Origin of the sequence: Stenotrophomonas sp. PE591 (assembly GCF_018320795.1) — a bacterium.
Taxonomy (GTDB): Bacteria; Pseudomonadota; Gammaproteobacteria; order Xanthomonadales; family Xanthomonadaceae; genus Stenotrophomonas; species Stenotrophomonas maltophilia.
Window position 1 is genome coordinate 147373 of record NZ_JAAOKO010000010.1, and the last position, 26248, is coordinate 173620.

The window sequence follows — 26248 nt, forward strand, 5'->3', positions numbered from 1 at the left end:
GCCGCATGCACGGCCTTCAAGTACACGACGAACCAGGGCGTCGGGGATCGACATCCTCCGGGCGCTCGTTCAGCCCGGGCCACCGGGCAGCGGTGCCAGCACCGTATCCGGTGGCTGCTGGCCGGCCAGGTGGCGTACGAAGTAGTCCCACATGCGGTGCGTGTAGGTGGCGTCGTTGCGGAACAGCTCGTGGTCCTGCCGGGCCAGGTACAGCAGGTCGTAGCTGCGCTGGGCCTTGTTCAGGGCGGCGGCCAGCTGCAGGGTCAGCGCCGGCGGTGCGTTTTCGTCCAGCTCGCCATAGACCAGCATCAGATGCCCGCGCAGGTTGCCGGCCAGCGCTGCGTTGTCGAGCCCGGCAAAGGGCGCCGGCACGCCATCGGTCATGGCCGTGGCTGGCAGCACGCCACCGAACAGCCGGTCCATGCCGTGCAGGGCGCCGCCGTACATGCCCTGGAAATTGTGGCTGCCGGCCGAGGCCACGCCCACCTTGTAGAACGCCGGGTAGCGCAGCAATGCCCGCGCCGCGCTGTAACCGCCGAACGAATGCCCGTAGATGCCGACCCGCCGCAGGTCGATGCCCGGGTAGCGTTCGCCCAGCTGGCGCAGCGCGGCCACATGGTCATCCAGCTGCACATCGGCGCCGTGCAGGAAGCTGCTGTCATGGAAGGCCTTGTCGCGGCCGCCGGTGCCGCGCGCATCGATGCTGACCACCACGAAGCCAAGCTCGGCCAGGCTGGCGCGTGACACCGGATTCAGCGCGGACACTGCCTCGGCGTAGGTCACCGGGGCATTGCTGATGAAGGCGCCGCCGTACATCGCATCGATCACCGGGAAGCTGCCGTCATCGCGATAGTCGCGGGGCAGGTAGACGGTGGCGAAGATCGGCGTGCGCCCGTCGGCGGCCAGCAGACGTTCGCGCCGCGGTGGGCGCCACCCCGCAGCAAGCACTGCCCGGTTGTCCGCCGCTTCCAGCAACAGCAGCTCGCGACCGTCATCGCTGGCCCGCAGCACGGTGCGTGGTGGCTGGTCGAGACGGGAAACGGTATCCACCAGATAGCCACCGCTGGGCGACAGCGCCTGGGGGGCGCGCCCGCCGAACAGCGCGCCGGTACCGGCATCGGCCATGTGGTCGTAGCCATCGGCGGCCAGGCGCTGGATCGGCCCTCCCTGCAGCGATACCCGGTACAGGCCGCGCACGTAAGGATCGCCCGCGTCGACGCCACCGGCGCTGAAGTACGCCCAGCCACCGACAGCGTCCACACCCAGCAGGTCGCGCACCACCCAGTGGCCGCGGGTGAGCTGGCGCAGCACTTTGCCGTCGGACAGGCGCACCCGGTACAGGTGACCCCAGCCATCGCGCTGCGAGAACCACACGGCGGTGTCCTGCCCGGGCAGGATGGCCACCGCTGGCCGGTTGTAGGAATACACGTTGAGCTGCAGGCGAGTGTCGCTGGCTTCTTCCAGAACCGTGCGCAGTGCACCGCTGTTGGCATCGATCTCCACCAGGCGCAGCCTGCGCGGTGTGCCGAAGTGCGCGATCACGGCATACAACCGATCGCCGTCCCAACCCAGGATGCCGGCCTCACTGAGCGTGTTCCAGCCCTCGGGCAGCGCGATGTCATGCTGCCTGCCGCTGCGGTTATCCACCACAAACAGGGTGTCGCGCACCTGCTGTGCATCGCCCAGCACCCCCAGCTTCACGGTATGCACGCGCGGCCGCGCGCTGTGGGTCGGGCTGCTTTCCAGATAGGGGTAGTCCTGCAGCGCGCGTTCGTCGTAGCGGATGCCGGCCACGTAGCGCCCGTCCGCAGACCAGCCAACCGCGAACGGCCGCACCGGCATCCGGCCCTGACGGCGTGGAATACCGCGCAGGGCGAAGTCCGGCAGCACGCCATAGCCATTACCGGCTTCTCCGCCGTGGGTCAGTGCCCGTGGCGCCGTGCCAGGCGACTGCAGCCACAGGTTGTTGTCGCGCACCTGCAGCCACGCATCGCCTACGGGCGAAGGCAGTGCATCGGCCGGCGGCCGCGCATCCGGCGAACGTGCGCATTGCCAGCGCGGCCATTGGCAATCGACGGGCACTTCTCCGCTGAACCGCAGGCGCAGGCCATCGTCCGCCTGCTGCACGCTGGCCAGGCGCAGGCGTGGCCCGCTGGCACCGAGCGGCGCAACCGCAGCGTCCAGCGCAGTGGGTTCGAACAGGGTCTGGCGTGTCGCCTGGACCGGATCGACCAGTACCGCCTGGCGCCGGCCCTGAGTGTCTTCGCGCTCATACCAGAATCGTCCATCGGCCAGCCAGTGGGGCAGGACCGAAGCATTGCGCAGCGCGCCGCGCAGATGACTGTCATGCACGCGTTTGGCGCGCTGGTAGTCGGCCGCCTGCAGCGCATGTGCGGTGTGTGGCGACAAGAGGGCAACGCATGCAAAGACAGCGGCGCGGACACACGTCCGCAGCGGATCGGAAACGAGCAAGGCAACCTCCTGTTGCAATCGTCGAAGGATTACAGATGCACGCGCGCCGCGCGCGTATGCCAGACGGAGCCTGAATCAAGCCCAAAAATTCAGCAATGCGAAGACCACTGTTTTCAGGGAGCGTTGTGGCGAATAACGGAGAATTTACATTCCCGATGCGATGGCGCCCTGGCGCTGCTGCACACCATAAGAAAGTAAAGGTGTACCCCCATGAAGAATTCGCTGATTGCTCTGGCCCTGGCCGCTGCCCTGCCGTTCACCGCTTCGGCTGCTGAGAACCTGTCGTACAACTACGCTGAAGCCGACTACGCCAAGACCGACGTCGATGGCATCAAGGCTGACGGCTGGGGCGTCAAGGGTTCCTACGGCTTCCTGCCGAACTTCCACGCGTTCGGTGAATACAGCCGTCAGGAAGTCGACCACACCAACATCAAGGTTGACCAGTGGAAGGTCGGTGCCGGCTACAACGTCGAAATCGCTCCGTCGACCGACTTCGTTGCCCGCGTTGCCTACCAGAAGTTCGATCGCAAGCACGGCCTGGACTTCAACGGCTACAGCGCTGAAGCCGGTATCCGCACCGCCTTCGGTGCCCACGCCGAGGTCTACGGCATGGTCGGCTACGAAGACTACGCCAAGAAGCACGGCGTCGACATCGACGGCCAGTGGTACGGCCGCCTGGGTGGTCAGGTCAAGCTGAACCAGAACTGGGGCCTGAACGGCGAGCTGAAGATGAACCGCCACGGCGACAAGGAATACACCGTCGGCCCGCGCTTCAGCTGGTAATTGCTTCCTCGGCGCGCCTGCGCGCTGAAGATGCCTCGACAGGCCCGGCCCATGCCGGGCCTGTTGCGTTTCCGGCTGGGCAAACGCTACCTGACCGTGTCGCGGTGGACGGGCGGCATTGCAACGAATTGGATTCCGCAGGCGTCGGCTGCGCCCTAGGGTGAGTGGCCTGTCCTGCAGGAATGCAACGATGCCCCCGTTTCCCTCGCCCCGCGATTCTCCCTGCCGCTTGTTGCTGCTGGATCCGCATCCACTGTTGCGGCATGGCGTGCAGGAACTGCTGGCCCGGCAGGCGGGCCTGCAGGTCGATGGAAGCTACGGCCGCAGCGGTGATCTGCTGCAGCGCCTGCAGCAGCAGGCAGCTGCGATCGATCTGCTGCTGGTTGACGCCTTGCCGATCGGTGACAGGGGGGAAGGCCTGGAACTGCTGCGGCACGTATCACGACATTGGCCGGCAGTGCCGATCCTGGTGCTGTCCGCACACTGCAACGCGGGTGTCGTGTCCTTGGCCCTGCAGGCCGGTGCGCGCGGATTCCTGTCCAAGGCCTGCGCGCCGCAGATGCTGCTGCGCGCAGTGAGCGTGGTTGCCCGCGGCGGGCGCTTCGTGCCGCCGGAGCTGCGTGCACCGTTGAACCAGTCTCGCCGGCAGCGCCAGCAGTCCATGCGTTCACCACGGTTGAGTACGCGCGAGCGCGCTGTCCTGCAGTGGGTGCTGCGTGGCTGCAGCACCGGCGAGATGGCACGCCGCAGCGGGCGTGCGGCCAGCACCATCAGCACGCAGAAGCGAGCGGCTTACCGCAAGCTGGGCATCCGCAACGATGGCGAGCTGTTCCGCTTCCGCCATCTGATCGACGCTGATTGAGGCGGGGTTACTCGCCCTGGTACTGCTTTTCTTCGACCAGGGCCGAACCGGCCACGCGGTTGATCTCGTTCTTCACCTGCACGCGCTCGCCATTGGTGCCATAGACACCGCGTGCCAGCTGGATGAAGGCATCGTCGAACACCTGGGCCGCTTCCTTGTCGCGCAGCTGGTCCTGGATGTCCCACATGCGCTCGTTGATCACCTTCAGCTGCTGCTTCAGCGCGGCCAGTGCCGGTTGTGCGTGCAGCAGCTGCTGCAGCAACGGCAGCAGGCCGTCCAGCTCGGTGCGGACGTTGGCCAGCTTGGCGGGATCGTCGATGCGCTCGGCCTTGATCTCGAGAATGGTGATCTTGTCGATCAGCTCGCCGATCGATACCGGAGTCAGGATGGCGTCCACGCGGTTGGTTCCTGGAAACAGGGCGCCATGATACCGCGCTGCTGGCATTGGCCGCAGTCCACGGGATTTACGCCGAATTTGCGCCACGGGCCCGGCAGCACCCTCGATCCGTTACGGCCCCCGCCTCGACACTGCGTTCCCGGCGGCGTGACCGCCTTCGACGAGGAACACAGTGCAGTGAACAGCAAGGGGATGATGGCGGCGCTGGTGGCCGCCCTGGCAGGGCTGCTCGGGATCGGCAGCGCGCAGGCACAGGTGCAGGTCAGTGGCAGTGCGGCGTTGACCAGTGACTACGTATGGCGCGGCAGCTCGCAGAGCGACGGCGACCCGGCGGTGCAGGCCGGCGCGAAGGTCTCGATCCCAGCGGGCTGGTACGCCAGCGTGTGGGGGTCCAACGTTTCGTTCAAGCCGGACAATGGCGCGCGCAGCGAGTTCGACCTGGTGGCGGGCTGGTCCGGCGCACTGGCACCGGACTGGAGCCTGGATGCCAACCTGACCCGTTACGTGTACCCGGGCACCGGCCGCGCGCTGGACTGGACCGAGCTCAACACCACGGTGACCTGGAAGCAGCGCGCCTGGCTGCAGGTCGCCCATTCCAACGATGCGTTGGCCGGTGGCCATCACGGTACCTATGCCCAGCTGGGTGTGCGTGTGCCGTTGCACGAACGCCTCCGCCTGGAAGCAGCGGTGGGCCAGTACTGGCTGGCCACCGCGCAGGGCCCGGACTACCTGCATGGGCAGCTCAGTGCCATCGCCTCGCTGACCCCGGCATGGGAACTGCGCGCCACCGTGCATGACACGGACAACGCAGCCAAGCGCCTGTTCCCCGGCAACGCCGGTGGGCGATGGGAGCTGGCGCTGCAGGGCAGCTTCTAGTCGGGCAGCGACGCCTGGCGCGCGCGCAGCGCGCCGGGCAGCCACAGCAGCAGGGCCAGCGCAGCCACGGCAGCGCCGGCCACGCAGACGCCGGTCCAGCCGAAGCGCTGGTAGACCTGCGCAGACAGCAGCGAACCCAGCGAACCGCCGATGAAATAGCCGGTCATGTAGCCGGCATTGAGGCGGTTGCGTGCCGCCGGTTGCAGTGCGTAGATCAGGTTCTGGTTACTGACGTGCAACAGCTGGGCGGCGAGGTCCAGCACCACCACGCCCACCAGCAGCGCCAGCAGCGAGTGTGCCGACAGCCCCAATGGCAGCCACGACAGCAGCAACAGCAGCAGTGCAATGGCGGTGGCACGCCCGGTCTGGCCACGGTCGGACATGCGGCCAGCCAGGCCGGCCGCCAGCGTGCCGGCCGCGCCGACCAGCCCGAACAGCCCGATGGTGGCGTCGCTGTAGGCATACGGCGGCTGTGCCAGCAGGAACGCGAGCGGGGTCCAGAAGATCGCGAACATGGCGAAGCTGCAGGCGCCCAGCAGCGTGCGCTGGCGCAGCACCGGTTCCTGCACGAACAGCACGCCGATCGAGCGCAGCAATGCGAAATAGCCCAAGCCGGCGCTGTGGTGGAATCGCGGCAGACCGCGCTGCAATGCCAGTGCGGTCAGCACCAGGGTGGCAGCGGCGATCGCATACACCAGGCGCCAGTCGCCCAGGCTGGAAAGCAGGCCGGCCACGGTGCGCGCCAGCAGAATGCCCAGCAGCAGACCACTCATCAGCGTGCCGACCACGCGACCGCGATGTTCCGGCGCGGCCAGCGTAGCGGCGAACGGCACCAGCACCTGTGCCACCACCGAGAACAGGCCGGTGATCGCGGTGCCGACCAGCAACCAGGTCAGCGACGGTGCACAGGCGCTGATCACCAGCCCGCCGGCCGACAGCAGGCTCATCACCACGATCAGGCGGCGGCGTTCGAACAGGTCTCCCAGCGGCACCAGCAGGATCAAGCCGGCGGCATAGCTCAGCTGCGCGGCGGTAACGACCATGCCGACCTGGCCGAACGGTACGCCGAAGGCGTCGGCGATGGTGTGCAGCAGTGGCTGCGCATAGTAGTTGCTGGCCACGGCCACGCCAGTAGCCACGGACATCAGCAGCACCTGCCAGCGGTGCAGAGGGGGGAGGGACGGGCTCACGCGGTGTTCCAGGAAGCGGGGGGCACAGTGTCCACCTGCTGCGGCCATGATGGAAATGAATCATCATCATCCTTGCCATCTGTAAACGAGATAGTTGGATGAATCTCAAGCAGCTCGAGTTTGCCGTTGCCCTGGCCGAGGAGGGCAATTTCACCCGTGCCGCCGAACGCTGCCATGTGGTGCAGTCCGCGTTGAGCCACCAGATTGCCTACCTGGAGCAGGAACTGGGCACGCCGCTGTTCGAGCGCCTGCCGCGGCAGGTGCGGGCGACGGCAGCGGGTGAGGCGCTGCTGGTGCACGCACGCCAGGTGCTGGTCAGCCTGCGCCACCTGCGCGCCGATGTGGCCGCGGTGAGTGGCGAGGTGCGCGGGCTGCTGGCGATCGGGCAGATCTCCTCGCTGACCGATATCGATGTGGTGGCGATGCTGGCCGCGTTCCAGCAGGCGCACCCGCAGGTGGAATTCCAGTTGCGGGTGGACAAGAGCGAGGACCTGATCGCGCAGGTGCAGTCGCGTGACCTGGATGTTGCACTGGTGGGGTTGGCGCCCTCGGCCGGCCTGGACGGGGTCTGCCACCAGATGCTGCAGGAAGAAGACCTGGTGGCGGTGCTGGCCCCCTCGCATCGGCTGGCTAGGCGCAAGCGGCTGCCGTTGACCGAATTGCAGGACGAGGCGCTGGTCGACTTCCCGCGCGGCACCGGTGCGCGGCGGCAGACCGACGATGCTTTCGTCGCCGCTGGCCTGCCGCACACGGTGCGTTTCGAGGTCAACCTGATGGAACTGGTGGAGCGCTTCGTCCGCCATGGTCTGGCGGTTGGCATCGTGCCGGCGCTGATCGCCGAAGGCTTCCAGGGCGTGGTGCGGATTCCGCTGCAGCCAACCCCGACCCGCCGCGTGCACCTGGTCTGGCAGCGGCTGCCGACACCGGCGGCGCGGGCGTTCGTCGAGGCCGTGCTCAGCCGCGCAGGCGCAGGCTCAGGCCCTTGAGGAAGTTGCGCAGCATCTGGTCCAGGCAACGCCGGTAATTGGTGTGCCCGGGCTGGCGGAACAGCGCGCCGACTTCCGACTTGGAGACGTTGAAACCGGCGCTGGCGAAGATCTCCATCAGATCGACGTCGCGCAGCTGGAACGCCACGCGCAGCTTCTTCAGCACCAGGTTGTTGTCGATGCGGGTTTCCACCGCGCGCTGCGGCTGGCTCTTGTCGCGACCGCGCAGGTGCACGATCAGGCCATCGAGGAAGTGCGCCAGCGCGCTGTCGCTCATCGCTTCGAAACCGGCTTCGTCCTCGCGGCGCAGCCAGGCCTTCACCTGTTCGGGATCCACGGCGAAGGCCGGGTCGGCCATCTGGCACAGGGTCACCACGTGGTGGTCGCCCAGGTCCAGGGAATAGCGCACGCTGCGCAGGACATCGTTGTTGATCATGGCCCATTGTACCGGCCCCTGGCGTGTCACCGGAGTGTCATCGAACTGCAGCATCGTGGGCACTCGTTCGCTGAGACCCTTGCATGCGCCGGTATCTGTTTTCCGCACTGCTGCTCGCCAGCAGCTTCGCTGCCTTCGCCCAGGACCGCTTCGTACCCGTCGAGCGGCGCCTGAGTGCATCCCAACTGGCCGAGGTCGGGCTCAGTCCAGCGCAGTTGCAGGCGCTGAACCGGGTACTGCGCGAGGCAGAGCGCGCGGCCACCGGGCCGACGGCAGCGGTGGCCCCCGCCGCTGCGCCGCTGCCTGCCAATGTGCCGGCACCGGCAGCAATGCATCTGGGCCTGGAAGAAGGACCGGTCAATGCACGCGTGGTCGGAGAGGTCGCAGGCTGGCAGCCCGGCACGCTGTTCACCCTTGATAACGGCCAGCAATGGCAGGTGATGAAGGGGCAGATGAAGCTGCGCAAGGTGCTGCAGTCGCCGCAGATCGCCGTTGTTCCAGGAATTGCCGGGCGCTGGTTCCTGCAGGTCGACGAAGACCTGCCCAAGGCCAGAGTGTTTCGCGTGCGTTGAGCCGGGGGGACGGCAGGACGGCGGGCAACTCAGGACGGGCCGGGAATGCCAGAATGGGCGTCCGGTTTTTCCCCCTGGAGTTGCCTGATGACCCGCACTGTCCTGATTACCGGCGCCACGTCCGGCTTCGGCGCCGCCGCCGTCCACCGCTTCGCCCAGGCCGGCTGGAAAGTGATCGCCACGGGCCGCCGCGGCGAACGCCTGCAGCCGCTGGTCGATCGCTACGGCAAGGACGTGGTGCATGCCGCCGCCTTCGACATCCGCGATCCGGTTGCGATGGAAGCGGCGCTGCTGGCACTGCCGCCCGCCTTTGGCGAGATCGATCTGCTGGTCAACAACGCCGGCCTGGCGCAGGGCACCGCGCCGGCACAGAGCGCCAAGTTGTCGGACTGGACCACGATGATCGACACCAACATCACCGCGCTGGTGACCCTGACCCACCGCCTGCTGCCGCAGCTGGTGGAGCGCAAGGGCGCGATCATCAATATTTCGTCGGTGGCCGGCGTCTATCCGTACCCGGGTGGCAACGCCTACGGTGGCACCAAGGCTTTCGTCAGCCAGTTCTCGCTGGGCCTGCGTTCGGACCTGCACGGTACCGGCGTGCGCGTGACCACGATCGAGCCAGGCATGGCTGAAACCGAGTTCACCGTGGTGCGTACCCACGGCGACCAGGCGGCGTCGGACAAGCTCTACAACGGCGCCAACCCGATGACCGCCGAAGACATCGCCGAACAGATCTTCTGGGTGGCCAGCCTGCCGCCGCACCTGAACATCAATCGCCTGGAACTGATGCCGGTGAGCCAGTCCTTCGCCGGTTTCCAGGTCGCCCGCGAAGGCTGACCGCCGTTTGTAGAGTCGAGCATGGCTCGACTCTGCAGAAACAAGAAAAAGCCGGGCAATGCCCGGCTTTTTCATTCACAGCGGCAGGCTTACTGGGCCTTGATCGCCATCGCCTGCAGGCCGGTGCCATCCAGCTTCTGCTTGGCTTCGGACAGTTCACCGGCACTGCCATACGGCCCCATGCGCACGCGGTACACGGTCTTGCCGTTGATCTGTGCTGACTCCACGCGTGCCGCAAGTCCCATCATCGCCAGCTTGGCCTTGGTTGCTTCGGCATCGCCGGAGGCGCCGAAGGCGCCTGCCTGCAGGATATAGCGGGCGTTGTCGGCGGCCGCGGGTGCGGCAGTGGCCGGGGTACCCGCCGTTGCCGTTGCGGTTTCCGCGCGCGCTGCCGGCGTGGCGGCGGCGGTGCTGGTCGAGGCCGTGCTGGCCGGCGGCGTTGCCGCAGCCGGACGTTCACTCAGCGGTGCCGGCAGCGGACGGCTGGTGGCGGTCACCTGCGCGGTGCTGGACACGCTGGCGGTGGCCGCCGGTGCCGGTGCGGTCGTGGTCGCCGGCGGAACCGGCTTGCCTTCCAGTGCCGCCTGCGCGCGCTGCGCTTCGGCCTTGGCCCGGCGCTGGTCTTCGGCACGCGCGCTGGCGGCCAGTTCGGCGTCGGACATCTCGACTTCCTTGCCCGGCAGCAGGGTGTAGAAGTCGTACTGGGTGGCGGCCGGCTTTTCCGGTTCGGCCTGCTTCGGCGCAGCCGGCTGCGCGGCCGGCTGGGTACCGACATCGCTGTCGGCATCGGCGACCGGGGCCGGCTGCGCGTTCGGGTTCGGCTGCGGACCGGCGCGCAGGAAGCCATCGCCCTCGCCCTTGAACAGGTTCGGCGCCGCCAGGAACACCACGGCCGCGATCGCTACACCGGCCACCAGCCACACCCATCCGGGGGTGCCCTGGCTGCCGCTGTTGCGTCGTGCCTGGCTTTTGCCGCGTCGTGCTGCCATGTGTACTGCGTCTCCTGATGCTTACATTTTTTCCGGGGCGCTGACGCCCAGGAGTTCGAGGCCATTGGCCAGTACCTGGCGCGCCGCACAGGCCAGGGTCAGTTTGGCGTTGCGATCGGCGGCATCTTCCACCAGTACCGGCGTCCCGTGATACCACGTGTGGAACGCATGCGCCAATTCACGCAGGTACTGCGCCACCAGATGCGGTTCCAGCGCCACGCCGGCCGCTTCCACCACTTCCGGATAGCGCGAGATCTCGTTCATCAGCAGCAGCGAGGCGTCGTCGGCCAGGCGGCCGAGGTTGGCCAGGCCGTTGCCCTGCTCGTACACCAGGCCCTTCTCCTGCGCCTGGCGCAGCAGGCTGCAGACGCGGGCATGCGCGTACTGCACGTAGAACACCGGGTTGTCGTTGCTCTGCTGGCGGGCCAGGTCGATGTCGAAGGTCAGCTGCGAATCTGGCTTGCGCGCGATCAGGAACCAGCGGGTAGCATCGCGGCCGGCTTCCTCGATCAGGTCGCGCAGGGTGAAGTAGCTGCCGGCACGCTTGGACAGCTTCACTTCCTCGCCGCCGCGCATGACGGTGACCATCTGGTGCAGCACGTATTCCGGCCAGCCCTGCGGGATGCCCACTTCCATCGCCTGCAGGCCGGCGCGCACGCGGGCCAGCGAGCCGTGGTGGTCGGCGCCCAGCTCGGTGATCGCGCGCTCGTAGCCGCGCTGCCACTTGGACAGGTGGTAGGCCACGTCGGGCACGAAGTAGGTGAAGGTGCCGTCGGACTTGCGCATCACGCGGTCCTTGTCGTCACCGAAGTCGGTGCTGCGCAGCCACAGCGCGCCACCTTCTTCATAGGTATGACCCGACGCCTGCAGCTTGGCCACCGCTTCGGCTACCTTGCCGTCGGCGTACAGCGAGCTTTCCAGGAAATAGATGTCGAAGTCGACGCCGAACGCGGCCAGGTCCAGGTTCTGCTCGTTGCGCAGGTAGGCCACGGCGAAGCGGCGGATCGCCTGCATGTCGTCCGGGTCCTTGGCGCCGACCACGGTGCTGCCTTCCAGGTCGACGCTGGCGCCGGCCATGTAGGCGCGTGCGACGTCGGCGATGTACTCGCCGCGGTAGCCACCTTCCGGCCAGCCGTCCTGGTCCGGCGCGATGCCCTTGATCCGTGCCTGGGTGGACAGCGCCAGGTTCTCGATCTGCACGCCGGCGTCGTTGTAGTAGAACTCACGCTTGGCGTTCCAGCCGTTGGCATCGAGCACGCGCGCCACGCAGTCGCCGATCGCCGCCGCGCGGCCATGGCCGACATGCAGCGGACCGGTCGGGTTGGCCGACACGTACTCCACACCCACCGTGCGGCCATTGCCGGACAGGTTGCGGCCGTAGTCGTGGGCTTCCTTGATGACCGAGGCGGCTTCGCGCTGGTACGCGGCCGGGGCCAGGTGGAAGTTGATGAAGCCGGGTCCGGCGATCTCGACCTTGCTGACGTCCTCGCTGCGCGGCAGCGCCTCGACCAATGCCTGTGCCAGTGCGCGCGGATTGCTGCGCGCGGCCTTGGCCAGCAGCATCGCGGCGTTGGTGGCGAAGTCGCCGTGGTCGCGGGTCTTCGGGCGCTCGACCACGAAGTCCGGCGGCAGGGAGTCGGCGGGCAGGGTGCCATTGGCGCGCAAGGCTTCGATGCCTTGGCTGATCAGGGCGCGGAGGAGATTTTTCACGAGGCCTGCTGTGAGAATGAGCGGCGGAATCGCCCATTTTAGCGCAGATACCCGCGCCCACGCTGACCAGAACATGCCTGTGGGGGCGGCCGATGGCGCCTGAAGGGCCGCGCTCAGCCGAACAGCCGCGGCTGGGGCGGGGATAGCAGGCCCCGTTCAGCAAATGAAACGGGACGGCCCTCGCCCACCACGAAGTGGTCCAGCAGGCGCACGTCCACCATCGCCAAGGCCTGGTGCAGTTCGTCGGTGATGCGGGTATCGGCGCTGGAGGGTTCCGGGTCGCCGGAAGGGTGGTTGTGGCTGAGGATCACCGCCGCCGCGTTGTGCAGCAGGGCGCGCCGCACCACTTCGCGGGGGTAGACCGGTGCGGCGTTGATGGTGCCGTGGAACAGCTCTTCACAGGCGATCAGGCGGTGGCGGTTGTCCAGGAACAGGGCCATGAAGACCTCGCGGGCCTGGCCACGCAGCCGGTGCTGCAGGTAGCGGCCGACCGCCGCCGGATTGTTGCCAACCGCCTCGCCGTGCTCCAGCTCGGCCGCCAGGTAGCGATGGGCCAGTTCCAGCCCGGCAGCAAGCGTGCAACTGCGTGCCGGGCCGAGCCCGGGCAGGCGGGCGAGCTCGGCGGCGGGGCGGTCGAGCAGTACCCGCAACGGGCCGTGCGCCTGCAGCAGGTCGCGCGCGGTCTGCACGGCATCGCGGCCACCGAACCCGGAGCCGAGAAACAGGGCCAGCAGTTCGGCGTCGGAAAGTGCCGTGGGCCCGCGCGCGATCAGCTTCTCGCGGGGGCGTTCCTGTTCGGGCCACTCATGGATGGGCATGGCCCATCATCGCCAGACCTTGCGGTGGCTCCCATCGGGGCATGCCGCGGGCTGGGGTCGGAGGTTGCCTCAGTCGCGCCGGGTCTGCAGGTAGTCGAACAGTTCCTGGTTGTTCTGCAGGCCCAGCTTGCGCTTGGCTTCGGCCTTCTGCCGGCTGATGGTCTTCGGGCTGCGCCCACAGCGCTCGGCGACCTCGTTCACGCTGAGGCCGGCTGCCAGCAGTTCCAGCACTTCCTGTTCGCGTGCCGACAACGGCGCCGGCTGACGCGGAAACAGCAGGTCGCGCGCCTGCAGGTGGTGGCGCAGCTGCTGGGAGACGAATACCTGCCCGGCCAGCGCGGCGTTCAGCGCGTGGGGCAGTTCGGCGAAGTCGGCGCACTTGTCGACCAGGCCACTGATACCCTCCCGCAGCAGGCTGTCCAGCAGGCCGGGATGGCGGGCGCCGGTCAGCACCACCACCGGCAGGCCAGGGCGGCGCATGCGCAGCGCGTCGATCAGCTCCGGACCGTCCGGACCGGCACCCGGCATCGACAGGTCGGTCAGCACCGCATCGCAGTCGTGGTGATCCACCAGCTCCAGCAGCTGGGCGCCGTCGCGCGCACTGCCGACGATGTCCATCAGGTAGGTCTGCAGCACGATACGGATGCCATGCAGGACCACGGGATGGTCGTCGGCGATGATGATGCGCGGATGCACGCGGCTCCTCGAAGGTCGAACAGGCCACGGCGGGCGGCAGCCAATGCCTGATTCTGCAAAAGCGCAGACCCGTAGAGGTATAGGAAAGGTCCGAAACTGATACCGGGTGAATCCCCGGTCAACGGAGACGGACTCCATCTGCTGATAGCCGCCCGCTATGTGCGCCCTGCACCGGGACATTACCGACCATCGGGTAAGCTAGCGCCCTCGTTTGCACAGGAATTCCAGGTGGCTGACTCCCCCAACGCTTCCCCCGCGCCGGCCCGCGCGCTGGAAGGTCAGAAACTGCTGTTGTGCGTCGGAGGCGGGATCGCGGCCTACAAGGCCCTGGAACTGGTGCGGCGCCTGCGCGACGCCGGTGCCCAGGTGCAGGTGGCGATGACCGCCGGAGCACAGCAGTTCGTCACTCCGCTCAGTTTCCAGGCCCTGTCCGGGCAGCCCACCCGCACCACGCTGTGGGACAGCGCGGCCGAACAGGCCATGGGCCACATCGAGCTGGCCCGCTGGGCCGACCGCATCGTGGTCGCCCCGGGTACCGCCGATCTGCTGGCCCGGCTGGCCCAGGGCCACGCCGATGATCTGGTCAGCACCCTGTGCCTGGCCAGTACCGCGCCGCTGACGATCTGCCCGGCGATGAACCACCGCATGTGGCTGCATCCGGCCACCCAGGCCAACATCGCCCTGCTGCGCCAGCGCGGCGCTCAGGTGATCGGCCCGGTCGACGGTCCGCTGGCCGAAGGCGAATCCGGTCCCGGCCGTCTGGCCGAACCGGGCGACATCGTTGCCGCGCTGGCTGCCAATGGCAGTGCTGCAGCGGCGGTTGTCGCACCGGAAACCCGCGCGCTGCAGGGCCTTCGCCTGCTGATCAGCGCTGGCCCGACCTATGAAGACATCGATCCGGTGCGCTACGTCGGCAACCGCAGCAGCGGCAAGATGGGCTTTGCCCTGGCCGCGGCCGCCGCGACGATGGGCGCCCAGGTGGTGCTGGTCAGCGGCCCGGTACAGCTGCCGACGCCAGCCGGCGTGCAACGCGTGGACGTGCGCTCGGCCGCGCAGATGCGCGATGCGGTGCTGAAGTCGTTGCCGGCCGACATCTATATCGGTGCTGCCGCAGTGTCCGACTACACGCCACGCCAGGTCGCGCCGCAGAAGCTGAAGAAGACCGCCGACAGCCAGTCGCTGGTGATCGAGCTGGTGCGCACGCCGGACATCCTCGCCGAAGTCGCTGCACAGACGCAGTCGCTGAAGCTGGTGGTCGGCTTCGCCGCCGAGACCCACGACGTGGAGAAATATGCGCGTGGCAAGCTGGTCGACAAGCGCCTGGACCTGGTGATCGCCAACCAGGTCGGCATCAGTGGCGGCGGTTTCGAGAGCGACAACAATGCCGCCACGGCCTTCTGGCAGGACGGTGAACAGGTATTCCCGGCCACCTCCAAGCGCGAGCTGGCCGAACAACTGCTGGCGCTGATCGCGCGGAGACTCCAGGCATGACCCAGGCTTCCACTTCCCAACCGCTGCAGGTCAAGCTGCTTGATCCGCGTTTCGGCGACAGCTGGCCGCTGCCCGCCTACGCCACCGAAGCCAGCGCCGGCATGGACCTGCGCGCGGCGCTGGATACCGCGCTGACCCTGCAGCCGGGCGACACCGCGCTGGTGCCCAGCGGCCTGGCCATCCATATCGCTGATCCGCACCTGTGCGCGGTGATCCTGCCGCGTTCCGGGCTGGGCCATCGCCACGGCATCGTGCTTGGCAACGGCACCGGCCTGATCGACGCCGATTACCAGGGCCCGTTGCTGATCAGCGTCTGGAACCGTGGCCGCGAGGCCTTCACCATCGAGCCGGGCGATCGCATCGCGCAGCTGGTGGTCGTGCCGATTGCCCGCGTCAGCCTGCAGGTGGTGGATACTTTCACCGACAGCGTGCGGGGAACGGGTGGATTCGGCCATACCGGGGTGCGTTGACGGGGGACATTGATGAGCGGCATCGGGGAAGGGCAGCGGGAACGGTCGTTGGGACGCAGTGCGCCACTACTGGGGGTGCTGCTGGTCCTGCTGGCCGGCTGGTTCGGATGGAGCGCGGTGCAGCAATGGCGGCAGGAGGCCAACGGCCAGGCGCTGGAAGAAGCGCGTGACCAGGCCGTGCAGGGCTTGCAGGAGGCCGCAGCCGGCCAGCTGAAGCAGCTGCAGCAGCAGTTGAAGAACGAACGCGTGCAGCAGGCACTGCAGGCCGGTGACGCCGCGGCAGCGGCGCTGGCCGTGCGCGAGAGCTGGACCGGCGTGGAGCAGGCTGACGTGCTGACCGCCGATCTGGCCACGGCCTATGCCGACCCGGCCACCTTCGGCTACGCACGCCTGGCCCTGCTGGAACAAGCGCTGGCCGAGGGCAAGCCTGGCCTGCGCGTGGTGCGCGATGCAGGTGGCAATCGCCTGGGTCTGGCGGCTCCGGTGCAGCTGGGCAGCCTTGGCCCGGCAGTGCTCTACGTGCGCCAGCCATTGCTGCGGCTGACCTCGCCGCTGGACCAGGTGAGCGCCCCGTCCACCGGTTTCCTCGGTCTGCGCCAAGGCACGCATGACCTCGTTGCCCAGGGCGACGCCGGCCTGGCCGAGAGCGCCGAAGCGCTGGCGCGCCCGGTTCCGGGCACGCCGTTGCGGCTGGTGGCCGCCGTACCGAATGTCGAAGCCGGTCCTCTGGGCCTGGGTTCGCTGGCCAGTGCCATCGTCGCGCTGCTGCTGGCGTTCATCGCCGTGCTGCTGGTGGTGGGTCGCGGCCGGCTGCCGAAGTCGCTGCCGTTGCCGCGCCGTGCGGCCGTGGCGGAAGCGGATCATGGCCCGACCCTGAGCGAGAGCCTGCAGATGGCGCCGCCACCGGTGGCCGCCGCCAGCGCCGCGGACACTGCGCCGCCGCCGCCACCGGTCCCTGCCGGGGAACTGGCCGCCGGCATCTTCCGCGCCTACGACATCCGTGGCGTGGTCGGCAGCGAACTGACGCCGAAGACCGCCGCGCTGATCGGCCAGGCCATCGGTACCCTGACGCTGGAACAGGGTCTGCGCGAGGTGGTGATCGGCCGTGATGGCCGCCTGTCCGGCCCGGAACTGGCTGCGGGATTGGCCGAAGGCCTGCGTCGCACCGGTTGCGCGGTGATCGACATCGGCCTGGCACCGACGCCGGTCGTCTATTACGCCGCCTTCCACCTGCGCACCGGCACCTGCGTGGCGGTCACCGGCAGTCATAACCCGCCCGAGTACAACGGCTTCAAGGTGGTCATCGGCGGCGAGACGCTGTCAGGCGATGCCATCACCGATCTCTACCAGCGCATCGTCGAGGGGCGCCTGGCGCAGGCGGCCGAGCCGGGCGATTACCAGCAGCGCGATGTCAGTGCCGACTACATCCAGCGCATCGCCGACGACGTGCAGCTGGACCGCCCGTTGAAGGTCGTGGCCGATGCCGGCAACGGCGTCGCCGGTGCGCTTGCACCACAGCTGCTGGAAGCCATCGGCGCCGAAGTCATCCCGCTGTACTGCGATGTCGACGGTACCTTCCCCAACCATCATCCCGACCCGAGCGAGCCGGCCAACCTGGAAGACCTGGTGCAGACGGTCAAGCGCTTCGGCGCCGACCTCGGCGTCGCCTTCGATGGCGACGGAGACCGGTTGGGCGTGGTCACCGGCGAAGGCAGGATCATCTATGCCGACCGCCTGCTGATGCTGTTCGCCGCCGACGTGCTGATGCGCAACCCCGGCGCGATGGTGATCTACGACGTGAAGTGCACCGGCAAGCTGTCCGACCACGTGCTGCGTAATGGTGGCAGCCCGTTGATGTGGAAGACCGGGCACTCGCTGATGAAGGCGAAGATGCGCGAGACCGATGCCGAGCTGGCCGGCGAGATGAGCGGCCACTTCTTCTTCAAGGAGCGCTGGTTCGGTTTCGACGATGGCCTGTATGCCGCCGCGCGACTGCTGGAGATCCTGGCGCAGCGCGAGGAAACCCCGGACGAAGTGCTGGCCGAGCTGCCGGAGATGGTGGCCACGCCGGAACTGAAGGTACCGGTGGCCGAAGGCACGCCGCATGCGCTGGTGGCGATGCTGGTGGCGGCGGCACAGTCGCCGGACAACCCCTATGTGGGCGGCCGCCTGTCGACCATCGACGGCCTGCGCGTGGACTTCCCCGATGGCTGGGGGCTGGTGCGTGCTTCCAATACCACGCCGGTGCTGGTGCTGCGCTTCGAGGGCAACGACGAGGCGGCACTGGAACGCATCCAGGCGTTGTTCCGCAGCCAGCTGCAGCCGGTGCTGGGCGACACCCCGCTGGGGTTCTGAGGTGGGGCCGGGCTGCGCCCGGCACCCGCCGAATCAACGTCAACGTCAACGTCAAAGGCCGGCTATCCGAGGGATGCGGGGTGGGTCCGGTTACGGGGGACGCTGCAAGTACGTCCATGTAAGCTCGGTCGCCGCATCCATGCGGCTCACGCCCCCGCAACCGGACCCACCCCGCCTTCGACAGATTTCCGCGATCTGTCGGAACGGCATGGACCGCTGCTGGTGGGTGTCGACCTTGGTCGACACGGTAGATCCACGCCATGCGTGGATGCTCTTCCGGCTTCGATGATGTCCATCCACGCATGGCGTGGATCTATTACCCCTTGAAACGCAAGCCCACGCCTGGCTCGGTGAACAGGTAGCGCGAATCCAGCGCTGAATCGCCCAGCTTGTGCCGCAGCTTGCCGACCAGGATGCGCAGGTAGTGGGTGTCGTGCTGGTGGGTCGGGCCCCAGATCTCCTGGAGGATCTGCGGCTGGGTCACCACCCGCCCGGCATTGCGCAGCAGCAGCGACAGCAGCGCGTACTCCTTGCGGGTCAGCGCCACCGGCTCGCCATCCAGCGCCACTTCGCGGCGTACGAGATCCACATGCAGATGGCCATCGTCGAACACCGGTGGCGTGCCGTCGCTGGGCACGCTGCGCGTGCGCAGCAGCGCCCGCACCCGCGCCATCAGCTCCTGGGTGCCGAACGGCTTGGTCACGTAGTCATTGGCGCCGGTATCCAGTGCGCGCACCTTTTCGGCTTCACCCGCACGCACGGTCAGCATGATCACCGGCACCTGGCTCCACTGCCGCAGTTGCTCCAGCACCTCATGGCCTTCCATGTCCGGCAGGCCGATGTCCAGGATCACCAGGTCCATGTCCTCGCTGGCCGCCAGCTGCAGGCCTTCCTGGCCGGTGGCCGCCTGCCGCACCTGGTAGCCCTGCGCGCGCAGGCTGATGTCCAGGAACCGGCGGATCTGGGTTTCATCATCGATCACCAGCACGCGCGGGGCCGGCGCGCTGGCGTCAATCGGAGTCGGGCTCATCGTGGGAGGCTGGCTTGAGCAGGGGCAGGGTGATGCGGATCAGGGTACCGCGACCGTCGCGTCCGGGCAGCGCCTGCACGCTGCCGCCATGCGCACCGACCATGCCCTGGCAGATGGTCAGGCCCAGGCCGGTGCCGTGGCGGCCACGGTCGCCGCGCTCGACGCTGTAGAACATGTCGAAGATGCGCGCGCGCTCGTCATCGGGAATGCCGGGGCCGGCATCAATCACATCGATGCGCAGCTGTCCGTCCAGTTCGCGCGCCTGCACCTGCACGGCGGCATCGGGTGGCGAGAACTTGGCCGCGTTTTCCATCACGTTGAACACCGCCTGTTCAACCAGCGCCGGGTGTACCCAGATTGGCGCGAGCGTGGCCGGAATATCCAGCTCCAGCCGCACCTTGGGCTGGTAGCGCTGCAGGCGCCGCGCCGCCGAGCCGATCAGCTCGTCCACGCCGATCCAGTCGCGGTTGATCTTCAACCCTTCGTGGCCGAGCCGGGTCATGTCCAGCAGGTTCTGGATGTAGCGGTCCAGCCGCTCGCCTTCGACCAGGATGGTGTCCAGCAGGGCACGGCGATCGGCCGTATCCATCGCCGCACCGTAGCTGGCCAGGCTGTCGGCCGAACCGATCATCGCCGCCAGCGGCGAGCGCAGGTCGTGTGACACCGAAGAGAGCAGGGCCGAGCGCAGCCGCTCGGTCTCGTTGCTGACGTGGGCCTGCTCCAGTTCGGCCACCAGCCGGGTGCGCAGCGCGGCCTGGGCGATGTCGTCGACCATCGCCTCGGCCAGCTGCCGCTGCTCGGGCAGCAGGCGCGCCTGTGCGCCGGGCAGGTAAAGGCCCGCCACGCCGATGGCGCGGTCTTCGCCATCCAGCAGCGGCAGGAACCACCACTGCGCACCGGCCAGGGTGTCGGTGAAGCGCCCGCTGGGCTGGCCGTGGTGCAGTGCCCAATCGGCGGCGGCCAAGTCGGTATCGCCCGGCTGGCTGCGGCCACCGGTTGCGGTATCGGCGCCGATCCGTAGCCACGCTGGAACGTCCATGGCCTGTTCCAGTGCATGCCGACCCGCCTGCGCCACCTCGCCATTGCCGGCCGCGCTGGCCAGCTGCCGTCCCAGCTGCTGGCGCGCACGCGCATGTCGATTCGCCGCACGCAGCGCGATCACCTGCATGCGCAGGCGCGAGGCCAGGCGTCCGGCCACCAGCGCGGCGGCCAGGAACAGGAACACGGTGATCACGCCCTGGCGCGCGCCGATGGCGAAGGTGAAGCGCGGCGCGATGAACAGGAAGTTGTAGGCGAGGAAGCACAGGATCGCCGCCATCACCGCCACGCTGGCGCGCGTGCGTGCGGCCACCAGCACCACTGCCACGATGAACACCATCGACAGGTCGGCCATGCCGACCCAGCGTTCGGCCAGCCATGCCACCGCACAGGCCAGCGCGGTGGCGATCAGCGCCTGCACTGGTTCGTAGCTGATGCCGCGCATCGGCGGCAGCAGGCCCTCGCGGCGCGAGCGCGCACGTGCCTGCGGGGTGCTGATGATGGTGATCTCGTAATGCGCGCCGCGCTGGATCAGCTGCTGGGTCAGGGTGCGGTTGAACATCCGCGCCAGCGGACGTTCGCGGGTCCGGCCGAGCACCAGGGTCGACACGCCGTTGTGCGCGGCATGGTCGAGCAGGGCATCGGCGATGCTTGATCCGTGCAGCAGTTCGGCGTCGCCGCCGAGGCGTCGTGCCAATGCGAAGGCCGCATCGATCTCGCGCCGGGTCGCCTCGTCCTGGCGTCGGCCCTGCACGGTCACCACCGTCCACGGCGCATCGCGGCGTTCGGCGATGCGCCGCGCCACCCGCACCAGGTATTCGCTCTGACCGCCGCCATCAATGGCCACCAGCACGCCACGACGCAGTGGCAGGTTGCTCTCGCCGCGCGCGGCGCGCGCTTCACGCAGGCTGCTGTCGACGCGGTCGGCGGCCTCCTGCATGGCCAGCTCGCGCAGTGCGGTGAGGTTGGCCGGCGAGAAGAACGCCTGCAGCGCCTGCGCGGCCTGTTCGGGCACATAGACCTTGCCCTGCTGCAGGCGCGCGATCAGCTCGCGCGGCGGCAGGTCGACCAGCACGATGTCGTGCAGGCGGTCGAGCACCCCATCCGGCACGGTCTCGCTCACGCGTACGCCGGTGATGCGCATCACCACGTCATTGAGGCTTTCCAGATGCTGGATGTTGACCGTGGTCCAGACGTCGATGCCGGCGTCCAGCAGCTCCATCACATCCTGCCAGCGCCGCTCGTGGCGGCTGCCGGGTGCATTGCGATGGGCCAGTTCGTCCACCAGCACCAAGGCCGGATGCCGTGCGAGCACGGCATCCAGGTCCATCTCCTGCAGGGCATGGCCGTGGTAGGCCACGTCCTTCAGCGGCAGCTGTGGCAGCCCCTCCAGCAGCGCCTGGGTATCGGCACGGCCATGGGTTTCCACCAACCCGACCACCAGGTCGACGCCGCGACGCAGCTGTTCCTGCGCGCGGGTCAGCATGGCGTAGGTCTTGCCCACGCCCGGCGCCGCGCCGAGGAACACGGTCAGCTTGCCGCCGGCTTCGCGTTGCAGGCCTTCGACCAGGGCATCGGCCTGGCGGGTACGCGCATCAGTCATGGGTGCCATTGTGCGCGCAGCCGGTGCAGGCCGGCATCACGGTGCCTTGGCCGCGTGGTCCAGCGCGAAGTTCAGCGTCACCACGTTCACCCGCGGCTGGCCGAACAGGCCCCACTGGCGACCTTCGGTATGCGCCTGCACCAGTGCCTGCACGCGTTCCACAGGCAGGCCACGGGCACGCGCCACGCGTGCTACCTGCAACTGCGCTGCAGCCGGCGACAGCTGCGGATCCAGGCCGCCGGCGGACTGCGTGACCAGGTCCGCAGGAACCTGCGCCGGGGCAACGCCTTCGCGTGCGGCCACCGCCGCGGTGCTGGCGGCGACGCGCTCGGCCAGCGCCGGGTTGCTGCGCGCCATGTTGGAACCGGCTGCCGCCATCGGGTCGTAGTTGGCCGCCGATGGCCGTGCCTGGAAGTAGCCATCACCGGTGAACGGCTGCGACAGCCACGTCGAGCCGCGCACCTGGCCGCTGCCATCGCGCAGCAGGCTGCCCTCGGCCTGGGTCGGGTAGGCCAGGCCGGCGAAACCGGTGGCGATGCCGGCGTAGACCGCACCGGCCAGCAGCAGGGTGGCCAGGCCCAGGCCGATCGCCGGGCGCCAGCTGGCGCCATCCTGCAGGCTGGCCACGCGGGCCTCGGCCTTCGGTTCGCGCGACAGGGAAGTGGAGGTGGAAGCAGAACGGTTCATGCGCCGAATACCAGGACAAGAAGGAGGTCGATCGCCTTGATCGCTGCGAACGGCAGCAGCACGCCGCCGAGGCCGTACACCAGCATGTTCCGGCGCAGCAGCGCGGTGGCGGTGGCCGGGCGGAAGCGCACGCCACGCAGGGCGAGCGGGATCAGGGCGGGAATCACAAGGGCGTTGAAGATCAGCGCCGCCAGCACCGCATTGCGCGGGCTCGACAGCTGCATCACGTTCAAGGCGGCCATGGTCGGAACGGCCGCGGCGAACAGCGCCGGCAGGATCGCGAAGTACTTGGAGACGTCGTTTGCCAGCGAGAAGGTGGTCAGCGCGCCGCGGGTGATCAGCTGCTGCTTGCCTACTTCCACCACTGCCAGCAGCTTGGCCGGGTCCGAATCGAGGTCGACCATGTTGCCGGCCTCCTTCGCCGCCTGCGTACCGGAGTTCATCGCCAGGCCGATGTCGGCCTGGGCCAGTGCCGGGGCGTCGTTGGTACCGTCACCGACCATCGCCACCAGGCGGCCACCGGCCTGCTCCTGGCGGATGCGCGCCAGCTTGTCTTCCGGTCGCGCCTCGGCGATGTAGTCGTCGACACCGGCTTCGGCAGCGATCGCGGCGGCGGTCAGCGGGTTGTCGCCGGTGATCATCACCGTGCGGATGCCCATCGCCCGCAGCTGCGCGAACTTCTCGCGCATGCCGTGCTTGACCACGTCCGACAGTTCGATCACGCCCAGCACGTGGCGGCCCTCGGCCACCACCAGCGGGGTGGCACCGTTGCGTGCGACCTGCTCGACGCGGCCGGCCAGTTCAACCGGTACATTGCCGCCCAGCGCCTGTACGTGGGCACGGATCGCATCGGCGGCACCCTTGCGGATCTGCCGCCCATGTTCAAGATCCACGCCGGACATGCGGGTCTGCGCACTGAACGCCAGGTACTCGGCGTGGTCCGGTTCGGCGGTGGCGCAGCCCTGTTCGCGCGCCAGGCGCACGATCGACTTGCCTTCCGGGGTCGGGTCGGCCAGCGAGGACAACAGCGCCGCTTCACGCAGCTGGCTGGCATCGATACCGGCCAACGGATGGAAGTGGCTGGCTTGGCGATCGCCGTAGGTGATGGTGCCGGTCTTGTCCAGCAGCAGCACGTCCACGTCTCCCGCGACTTCCACCGCCTTGCCCGACTTGGCCAGCACGTTGGCGGCCAGCGCGCGGTTCATGCCGGCGATGCCGATGGCCGGCAGCAGGCCGCCGATGGTGGTCGGGATCAGGCAGACCAGAAGCGCGATCAGCAGCAGCGGGTCAACCTGCACGCCTACCGCCGCGCCAATGGCCGGCAGCGTCGCCACCACCACCAGGAAGGTCAGCGTCATCGCCGCCAGCAGCAGGGTCAGTGCGATCTCGTTCGGCGTCTTCTGCCGGTTGGCGCCTTCCACCAGCGCGATCATCCGGTCCAGGAAGCTGTGGCCCGGCTCGGCGGTCACCCGCACGATGATCTGGTCGGACAGCACCTTGGTTCCGCCGATCACACCGGAACGGTCGGTACCGGCCTCGCGCAGCACCGGTGCCGATTCGCCGGTCACCGCTGCTTCGTTGATGGTGGCCAGGCCCTGCACGATCTCGCCATCGGCCGGTACCAGTTCACCGGCACTGACGATCACATGGTCGCCCGGGCGCAGCTCGGCGGCTGGCAGCTGGGTTTCCGCGGCACCCGGCTGCGGTGCGGCCAGGCGGCGCGCCACCAGGTCCTGGCGGGCGCGGCGCAGCGATGCGGCCTGGCCACGGCCACGTGCTTCGGCCACGGCTTCGGCAAAATTGCCGAACAGCACGGTCACCAGCAGGATCGCGGTCACCGCCAGGCCAAAGCCCAGCGGCGCATTGCCGGTCAGGGTGACGATCGCGGCCACGATCGTGCCGGCCATCACCACCGCCATCACCGGGCTGCGCACCAGATGCATCGGCGACAGCTTGCGCACTGCCTCGACCAGTGCACGGCGCAGGCCTGCGCCATCCAGCAGGGCAGGGCGCGGTGCGAGGGAACTACGGGTTGAACTTGCATGGGTACTCATTGCGGTGTCCTCAGTGCAGTCCCAGGCTCAGGTGGTCGGCGATCGGGCCGAGTACCAGCGCCGGCATGAACTGCAGCACGGTCAGGATGACGATCACCGAGACCAGGGTCAGGGCGAAGGTCGGCGTTTCGATCTGCAGGCTGCCGGCAGACTCCGGCGCTTGCCGCTTGGCAGCCAGCTGTGCGGCCACCACCAGCGGGATGATCAGCAGCGGGAAGCGGCCCAGCAGCAGCACCAGCGAGCAGCTCAGGTTCCACCACAGCGTGGCGTCTCCCAGCCCTTCGAAGCCCGAACCGTTGTTGGCATAGGCCGAGACATACTCGTAGAACACCTGGCTGATGCCATGGAAGCCGGGATTGGAGGTGCCCGCCAGGCCGGGCACGGCCAGGGTGATCGCGGTGAACACCAGCAGGGTGATCGGCTGCAGCAGCACCAGCAGGGCCAGCAGGCGCACCTGTGGCGTCTCCAGCTTGCGGCCGAACAGTTCCGGCGTGCGCCCGGTCATCAACCCGGCCAGGAACACACCCAGCAGCAGGTACACGATGAACTGCTGCAGGCCACAACCGATGCCGCCCCAGATCGCGCTGACCAGCATGTTGACCATCGCGATGCCGCCACTCAGCGGCGCCAGCGAATCGTGCATGCCGTTGACCGAGCCGTTGGAGACCTGGGTGGTCACCGCCGCCCACAGCGCAGTGCCATCGGCGCCGAAGCGCACTTCCTTGCCTTCCATCAGCAGCGGGGTGGCGGCGCTGGCGCTATGCCCTTCGCTCCACATCATCGCGCCGGTGGACAGCAGCGACATGCCCAGCATGCAGCTGAACACCAGCGCGCCGAAGCGGCGCCGGCCGGTGAACGCGCCGATCATGAAGATCACCGCCATCGGCACCAGCAGGATGCCGACGATCTCCAGCGCGTTCGACAGCGGGGTCGGGTTCTCCAGCGGGAAGCTGCTGTTCGGGCCATACCAGCCGCCGCCGTTGGCGCCCAGCTGCTTGGCCGCGACCATCGCCGCCACCGGTCCCAACGGCAGTTTCTGTCCGGCCATGCCGGCGCTGGCGTCGATCGGCGTGGCCTGTGGCCCACCGGCCATCGTCGACGGTACGCCCTGGCTGGTCAGCACCAGCGTCCACACCAGGCACAGCGGCAGCAGGAAGCGCACGCACAGGCGCACCACGTCCACGTAGTAGTTGCCCACCGCCACCTGGCGGTCATCGCCGGCCCCGGTGGTCGCCGCAGCCTGCGGCGCACGCGAGAACAACGCGCGCAGCGTCGCCACCGCCAGCGCCAGGCCCATCATCGGCGTCACCACCTGCAGGCCGGTGATGCCGGTCATCTGCGAGAAGTAGGACAGCTGCGCCTGGCCCGAATAGTGCTGCTGGTTGGTGTTGGTCAGGAACGAGATCATCGTGTGCAGCGCGGTGTCCCAGCGCATGTTCGGGATCTGGTCCGGGTTCAACGGCAACCAGGCCTGGGTCATGAACACCGCCTGGGTCAGCACCGCGACCACGACGTTGCTCAGCACGAAGGCCAGCACATAGCCGCGCCAGGACATGGCGCGCGATGGATCGACGCCAAGCACCTTGTACAGCGGCTTCTCGATCCAGTGGAACAGCACGTCGACCTTCATCGGCGTGCCGCGCATCACGCGCGCCAGGTACAGGCCCAGCGGCCACGCCAGCAGCAGGCTGGCGGCAATAATCACAAGCATCTCAGTCATGGCCGGCTCCGCTCAGAACGACTCGGGCCGCAGCACGACATAAAGGAGATAGGCGGCGGCAACCAGCACCAGCACGCCACACAACAACGACAGCCAGGGGGACATTGCAATAGCGTCCTGGTGGAACCCCTCCACCTCAGGCCGCCATCGTCGTCCTACCCCCCATAAACGCA

General features: G+C 68.3%; 23 protein-coding genes. 9 read left to right on the forward strand and 14 right to left on the reverse strand.

Translation table 11 applies throughout. The features are described from left to right. Nucleotides 1–69: 69 nt before the first annotated feature. The gene (locus JLDANKMP_RS19445) at nt 70–2472 is read right to left on the reverse strand and encodes a DPP IV N-terminal domain-containing protein (RefSeq protein WP_212561878.1); all 2403 of its coding nucleotides are present in this window, start codon (nt 2470–2472) and stop codon (nt 70–72) included. A 210-nt stretch (nt 2473–2682) separates the two neighbouring features. Between JLDANKMP_RS19445 and JLDANKMP_RS19450 the strand changes: the two genes are divergently transcribed. Together JLDANKMP_RS19450 and JLDANKMP_RS19455 are read left to right on the forward strand one after the other, a co-directional pair. Next, the gene (locus JLDANKMP_RS19450) at nt 2683–3255 is read left to right on the forward strand and encodes an Ax21 family protein (protein ID WP_005407747.1); all 573 of its coding nucleotides are present in this window, start codon (nt 2683–2685) and stop codon (nt 3253–3255) included. A gap of 190 nt (nt 3256–3445) precedes the next feature. Further along, a complete protein-coding gene (locus JLDANKMP_RS19455; RefSeq protein ID WP_212561879.1) occupies nt 3446–4117 on the forward strand; it encodes a response regulator transcription factor in 672 nt (223 codons plus the stop codon). A 7-nt stretch (nt 4118–4124) separates the two neighbouring features. On the opposite strand, the gene JLDANKMP_RS19460 is transcribed toward JLDANKMP_RS19455, so the two are convergent. Beyond that, complete coding sequence (locus JLDANKMP_RS19460; protein ID WP_212561880.1) at nt 4125–4514, reverse strand: DUF6165 family protein; 390 nt, start codon at nt 4512–4514, stop codon at nt 4125–4127. Nucleotides 4515–4691: 177 nt separating this feature from the next. Here JLDANKMP_RS19460 and JLDANKMP_RS19465 point away from each other — a divergent pair, with 177 nt between their 5' ends. Next, nucleotides 4692–5390, forward strand: a complete 699-nt coding sequence (locus tag JLDANKMP_RS19465; protein WP_212561882.1) for a TorF family putative porin — start codon at nt 4692–4694, stop codon at nt 5388–5390. Here JLDANKMP_RS19465 and JLDANKMP_RS19470 read toward each other — a convergent pair. Further along, complete coding sequence (locus JLDANKMP_RS19470; protein ID WP_329762175.1) at nt 5387–6535, reverse strand: MFS transporter; 1149 nt, start codon at nt 6533–6535, stop codon at nt 5387–5389. The genes JLDANKMP_RS19465 and JLDANKMP_RS19470 overlap by 4 nt on opposite strands. Nucleotides 6536–6678: 143 nt before the next feature. Here JLDANKMP_RS19470 and JLDANKMP_RS19475 point away from each other — a divergent pair, with 143 nt between their 5' ends. Continuing rightward, nucleotides 6679–7566: a LysR family transcriptional regulator gene (locus tag JLDANKMP_RS19475; RefSeq protein ID WP_005407753.1), complete on the forward strand. Its 888-nt coding sequence runs from the start codon at nt 6679–6681 to the stop codon at nt 7564–7566. On the opposite strand, the gene JLDANKMP_RS19480 is transcribed toward JLDANKMP_RS19475, so the two are convergent. Further along, on the reverse strand, nt 7535–8002 hold the full coding sequence (locus JLDANKMP_RS19480) for a DUF1456 family protein (protein WP_212561898.1): 468 nt from the start codon (nt 8000–8002) through the stop codon (nt 7535–7537). The two genes, JLDANKMP_RS19475 and JLDANKMP_RS19480, sit on opposite strands and share 32 nt — an antisense overlap. 83 nt (nt 8003–8085) lie before the next feature. On the opposite strand from JLDANKMP_RS19480, the gene JLDANKMP_RS19485 reads away from it, so the two are divergent. Together JLDANKMP_RS19485 and JLDANKMP_RS19490 are read left to right on the forward strand one after the other, a co-directional pair. Next, a complete protein-coding gene (locus tag JLDANKMP_RS19485; protein WP_005407755.1) occupies nt 8086–8574 on the forward strand; it encodes a hypothetical protein in 489 nt (162 codons plus the stop codon). Between the two features lie 87 nt (nt 8575–8661). Continuing rightward, on the forward strand, nt 8662–9414 hold the full coding sequence (locus JLDANKMP_RS19490; RefSeq protein WP_005411994.1) for an SDR family NAD(P)-dependent oxidoreductase: 753 nt from the start codon (nt 8662–8664) through the stop codon (nt 9412–9414). A gap of 89 nt (nt 9415–9503) precedes the next feature. On the opposite strand, the gene JLDANKMP_RS19495 is transcribed toward JLDANKMP_RS19490, so the two are convergent. From JLDANKMP_RS19495 to JLDANKMP_RS19510, 4 genes are all read right to left on the reverse strand, one after another. Next, nucleotides 9504–10403 carry an SPOR domain-containing protein gene (locus JLDANKMP_RS19495; RefSeq protein WP_088436379.1) on the reverse strand — a complete coding sequence of 300 codons (900 nt, stop codon included), beginning with the start codon at nt 10401–10403 and terminating at the stop codon, nt 9504–9506. A 21-nt stretch (nt 10404–10424) separates the two neighbouring features. Next, the gene (argS, locus tag JLDANKMP_RS19500; protein ID WP_012478915.1) at nt 10425–12113 is read right to left on the reverse strand and encodes an arginine--tRNA ligase; all 1689 of its coding nucleotides are present in this window, start codon (nt 12111–12113) and stop codon (nt 10425–10427) included. Between the two features lie 113 nt (nt 12114–12226). After that, nucleotides 12227–12931, reverse strand: a complete 705-nt coding sequence (gene radC / locus JLDANKMP_RS19505; protein ID WP_212561883.1) for a DNA repair protein RadC — start codon at nt 12929–12931, stop codon at nt 12227–12229. Between the two features lie 69 nt (nt 12932–13000). Further along, entirely contained in the window at nt 13001–13627 is a 627-nt protein-coding gene (locus JLDANKMP_RS19510; protein WP_043035174.1) for a response regulator transcription factor, read from the reverse strand. Nucleotides 13628–13855: 228 nt separating this feature from the next. Here JLDANKMP_RS19510 and coaBC point away from each other — a divergent pair, with 228 nt between their 5' ends. From coaBC to JLDANKMP_RS22360, 3 genes are read left to right on the forward strand one after another with little or no spacing between them, the layout of a single operon-like run. Then, entirely contained in the window at nt 13856–15118 is a 1263-nt protein-coding gene (coaBC, locus tag JLDANKMP_RS19515) for a bifunctional phosphopantothenoylcysteine decarboxylase/phosphopantothenate--cysteine ligase CoaBC (protein ID WP_005411998.1), read from the forward strand. Next, complete coding sequence (gene dut, locus JLDANKMP_RS19520; protein ID WP_005407763.1) at nt 15115–15588, forward strand: dUTP diphosphatase; 474 nt, start codon at nt 15115–15117, stop codon at nt 15586–15588. The genes coaBC and dut overlap by 4 nt, the downstream gene beginning before the upstream one ends. Nucleotides 15589–15600: 12 nt before the next feature. After that, nucleotides 15601–17943 carry a phosphomannomutase/phosphoglucomutase gene (locus JLDANKMP_RS22360; protein ID WP_249337005.1) on the forward strand — a complete coding sequence of 781 codons (2343 nt, stop codon included), beginning with the start codon at nt 15601–15603 and terminating at the stop codon, nt 17941–17943. Between the two features lie 316 nt (nt 17944–18259). Here the strand turns inward: JLDANKMP_RS22360 and JLDANKMP_RS19530 are convergent, their stop codons facing one another. Genes JLDANKMP_RS19530 through JLDANKMP_RS19555 form a run of 6 tightly spaced genes read right to left on the reverse strand, consistent with a single transcriptional unit; the run spans nt 18260 to nt 26180 of the window. Next, the gene (locus tag JLDANKMP_RS19530; protein WP_005412001.1) at nt 18260–18973 is read right to left on the reverse strand and encodes a response regulator transcription factor; all 714 of its coding nucleotides are present in this window, start codon (nt 18971–18973) and stop codon (nt 18260–18262) included. After that, entirely contained in the window at nt 18954–21614 is a 2661-nt protein-coding gene (locus tag JLDANKMP_RS19535; RefSeq protein WP_212561885.1) for a sensor histidine kinase KdpD, read from the reverse strand. Before JLDANKMP_RS19535 ends, JLDANKMP_RS19530 begins: the two co-directional genes overlap by 20 nt. A gap of 36 nt (nt 21615–21650) precedes the next feature. Then, nucleotides 21651–22301 (reverse strand): potassium-transporting ATPase subunit KdpC, encoded by a 651-nt coding sequence (gene kdpC / locus JLDANKMP_RS19540; RefSeq protein ID WP_212561886.1) that lies wholly within the window; start codon nt 22299–22301, stop codon nt 21651–21653. Beyond that, entirely contained in the window at nt 22298–24355 is a 2058-nt protein-coding gene (gene kdpB / locus JLDANKMP_RS19545; protein WP_099531177.1) for a potassium-transporting ATPase subunit KdpB, read from the reverse strand. The genes kdpC and kdpB overlap by 4 nt, the downstream gene beginning before the upstream one ends. 10 nt (nt 24356–24365) lie before the next feature. After that, complete coding sequence (gene kdpA / locus JLDANKMP_RS19550) at nt 24366–26075, reverse strand: potassium-transporting ATPase subunit KdpA (protein ID WP_212561887.1); 1710 nt, start codon at nt 26073–26075, stop codon at nt 24366–24368. Nucleotides 26076–26087: 12 nt separating this feature from the next. Next, nucleotides 26088–26180 (reverse strand): potassium-transporting ATPase subunit F, encoded by a 93-nt coding sequence (locus JLDANKMP_RS19555; protein ID WP_005407770.1) that lies wholly within the window; start codon nt 26178–26180, stop codon nt 26088–26090. Nucleotides 26181–26248: the final 68 nt, after the last annotated feature.

What these genes read in the sequence shown, in the direction of transcription:
- JLDANKMP_RS19490 (WP_005411994.1), top strand. Translation starts at nt 8,662, where the DNA reads ATGACCCGCACTGTCCTGATTACCGGCGCCACGTCCGGCTTCGGCGCC.
- JLDANKMP_RS19555 (WP_005407770.1), bottom strand. Translation starts at nt 26,180, where the DNA reads ATGTCCCCCTGGCTGTCGTTGTTGTGTGGCGTGCTGGTGCTGGTTGCC.
- JLDANKMP_RS19480 (WP_212561898.1), bottom strand. Translation starts at nt 8,002, where the DNA reads ATGATCAACAACGATGTCCTGCGCAGCGTGCGCTATTCCCTGGACCTG.
- JLDANKMP_RS19455 (WP_212561879.1), top strand. Translation starts at nt 3,446, where the DNA reads ATGCCCCCGTTTCCCTCGCCCCGCGATTCTCCCTGCCGCTTGTTGCTG.
- kdpA (WP_212561887.1), bottom strand. Translation starts at nt 26,075, where the DNA reads ATGACTGAGATGCTTGTGATTATTGCCGCCAGCCTGCTGCTGGCGTGG.
- dut (WP_005407763.1), top strand. Translation starts at nt 15,115, where the DNA reads ATGACCCAGGCTTCCACTTCCCAACCGCTGCAGGTCAAGCTGCTTGAT.
- JLDANKMP_RS19485 (WP_005407755.1), top strand. Translation starts at nt 8,086, where the DNA reads ATGCGCCGGTATCTGTTTTCCGCACTGCTGCTCGCCAGCAGCTTCGCT.
- JLDANKMP_RS19535 (WP_212561885.1), bottom strand. Translation starts at nt 21,614, where the DNA reads ATGACTGATGCGCGTACCCGCCAGGCCGATGCCCTGGTCGAAGGCCTG.
- JLDANKMP_RS19475 (WP_005407753.1), top strand. Translation starts at nt 6,679, where the DNA reads ATGAATCTCAAGCAGCTCGAGTTTGCCGTTGCCCTGGCCGAGGAGGGC.
- JLDANKMP_RS19470 (WP_329762175.1), bottom strand. Translation starts at nt 6,535, where the DNA reads ATGTCCGTGGCTACTGGCGTGGCCGTGGCCAGCAACTACTATGCGCAG.
- JLDANKMP_RS19450 (WP_005407747.1), top strand. Translation starts at nt 2,683, where the DNA reads ATGAAGAATTCGCTGATTGCTCTGGCCCTGGCCGCTGCCCTGCCGTTC.
- kdpB (WP_099531177.1), bottom strand. Translation starts at nt 24,355, where the DNA reads ATGAGTACCCATGCAAGTTCAACCCGTAGTTCCCTCGCACCGCGCCCT.
- JLDANKMP_RS19530 (WP_005412001.1), bottom strand. Translation starts at nt 18,973, where the DNA reads ATGAGCCCGACTCCGATTGACGCCAGCGCGCCGGCCCCGCGCGTGCTG.
- radC (WP_212561883.1), bottom strand. Translation starts at nt 12,931, where the DNA reads ATGCCCATCCATGAGTGGCCCGAACAGGAACGCCCCCGCGAGAAGCTG.
- kdpC (WP_212561886.1), bottom strand. Translation starts at nt 22,301, where the DNA reads ATGAACCGTTCTGCTTCCACCTCCACTTCCCTGTCGCGCGAACCGAAG.
- JLDANKMP_RS22360 (WP_249337005.1), top strand. Translation starts at nt 15,601, where the DNA reads ATGAGCGGCATCGGGGAAGGGCAGCGGGAACGGTCGTTGGGACGCAGT.
- JLDANKMP_RS19495 (WP_088436379.1), bottom strand. Translation starts at nt 10,403, where the DNA reads ATGGCAGCACGACGCGGCAAAAGCCAGGCACGACGCAACAGCGGCAGC.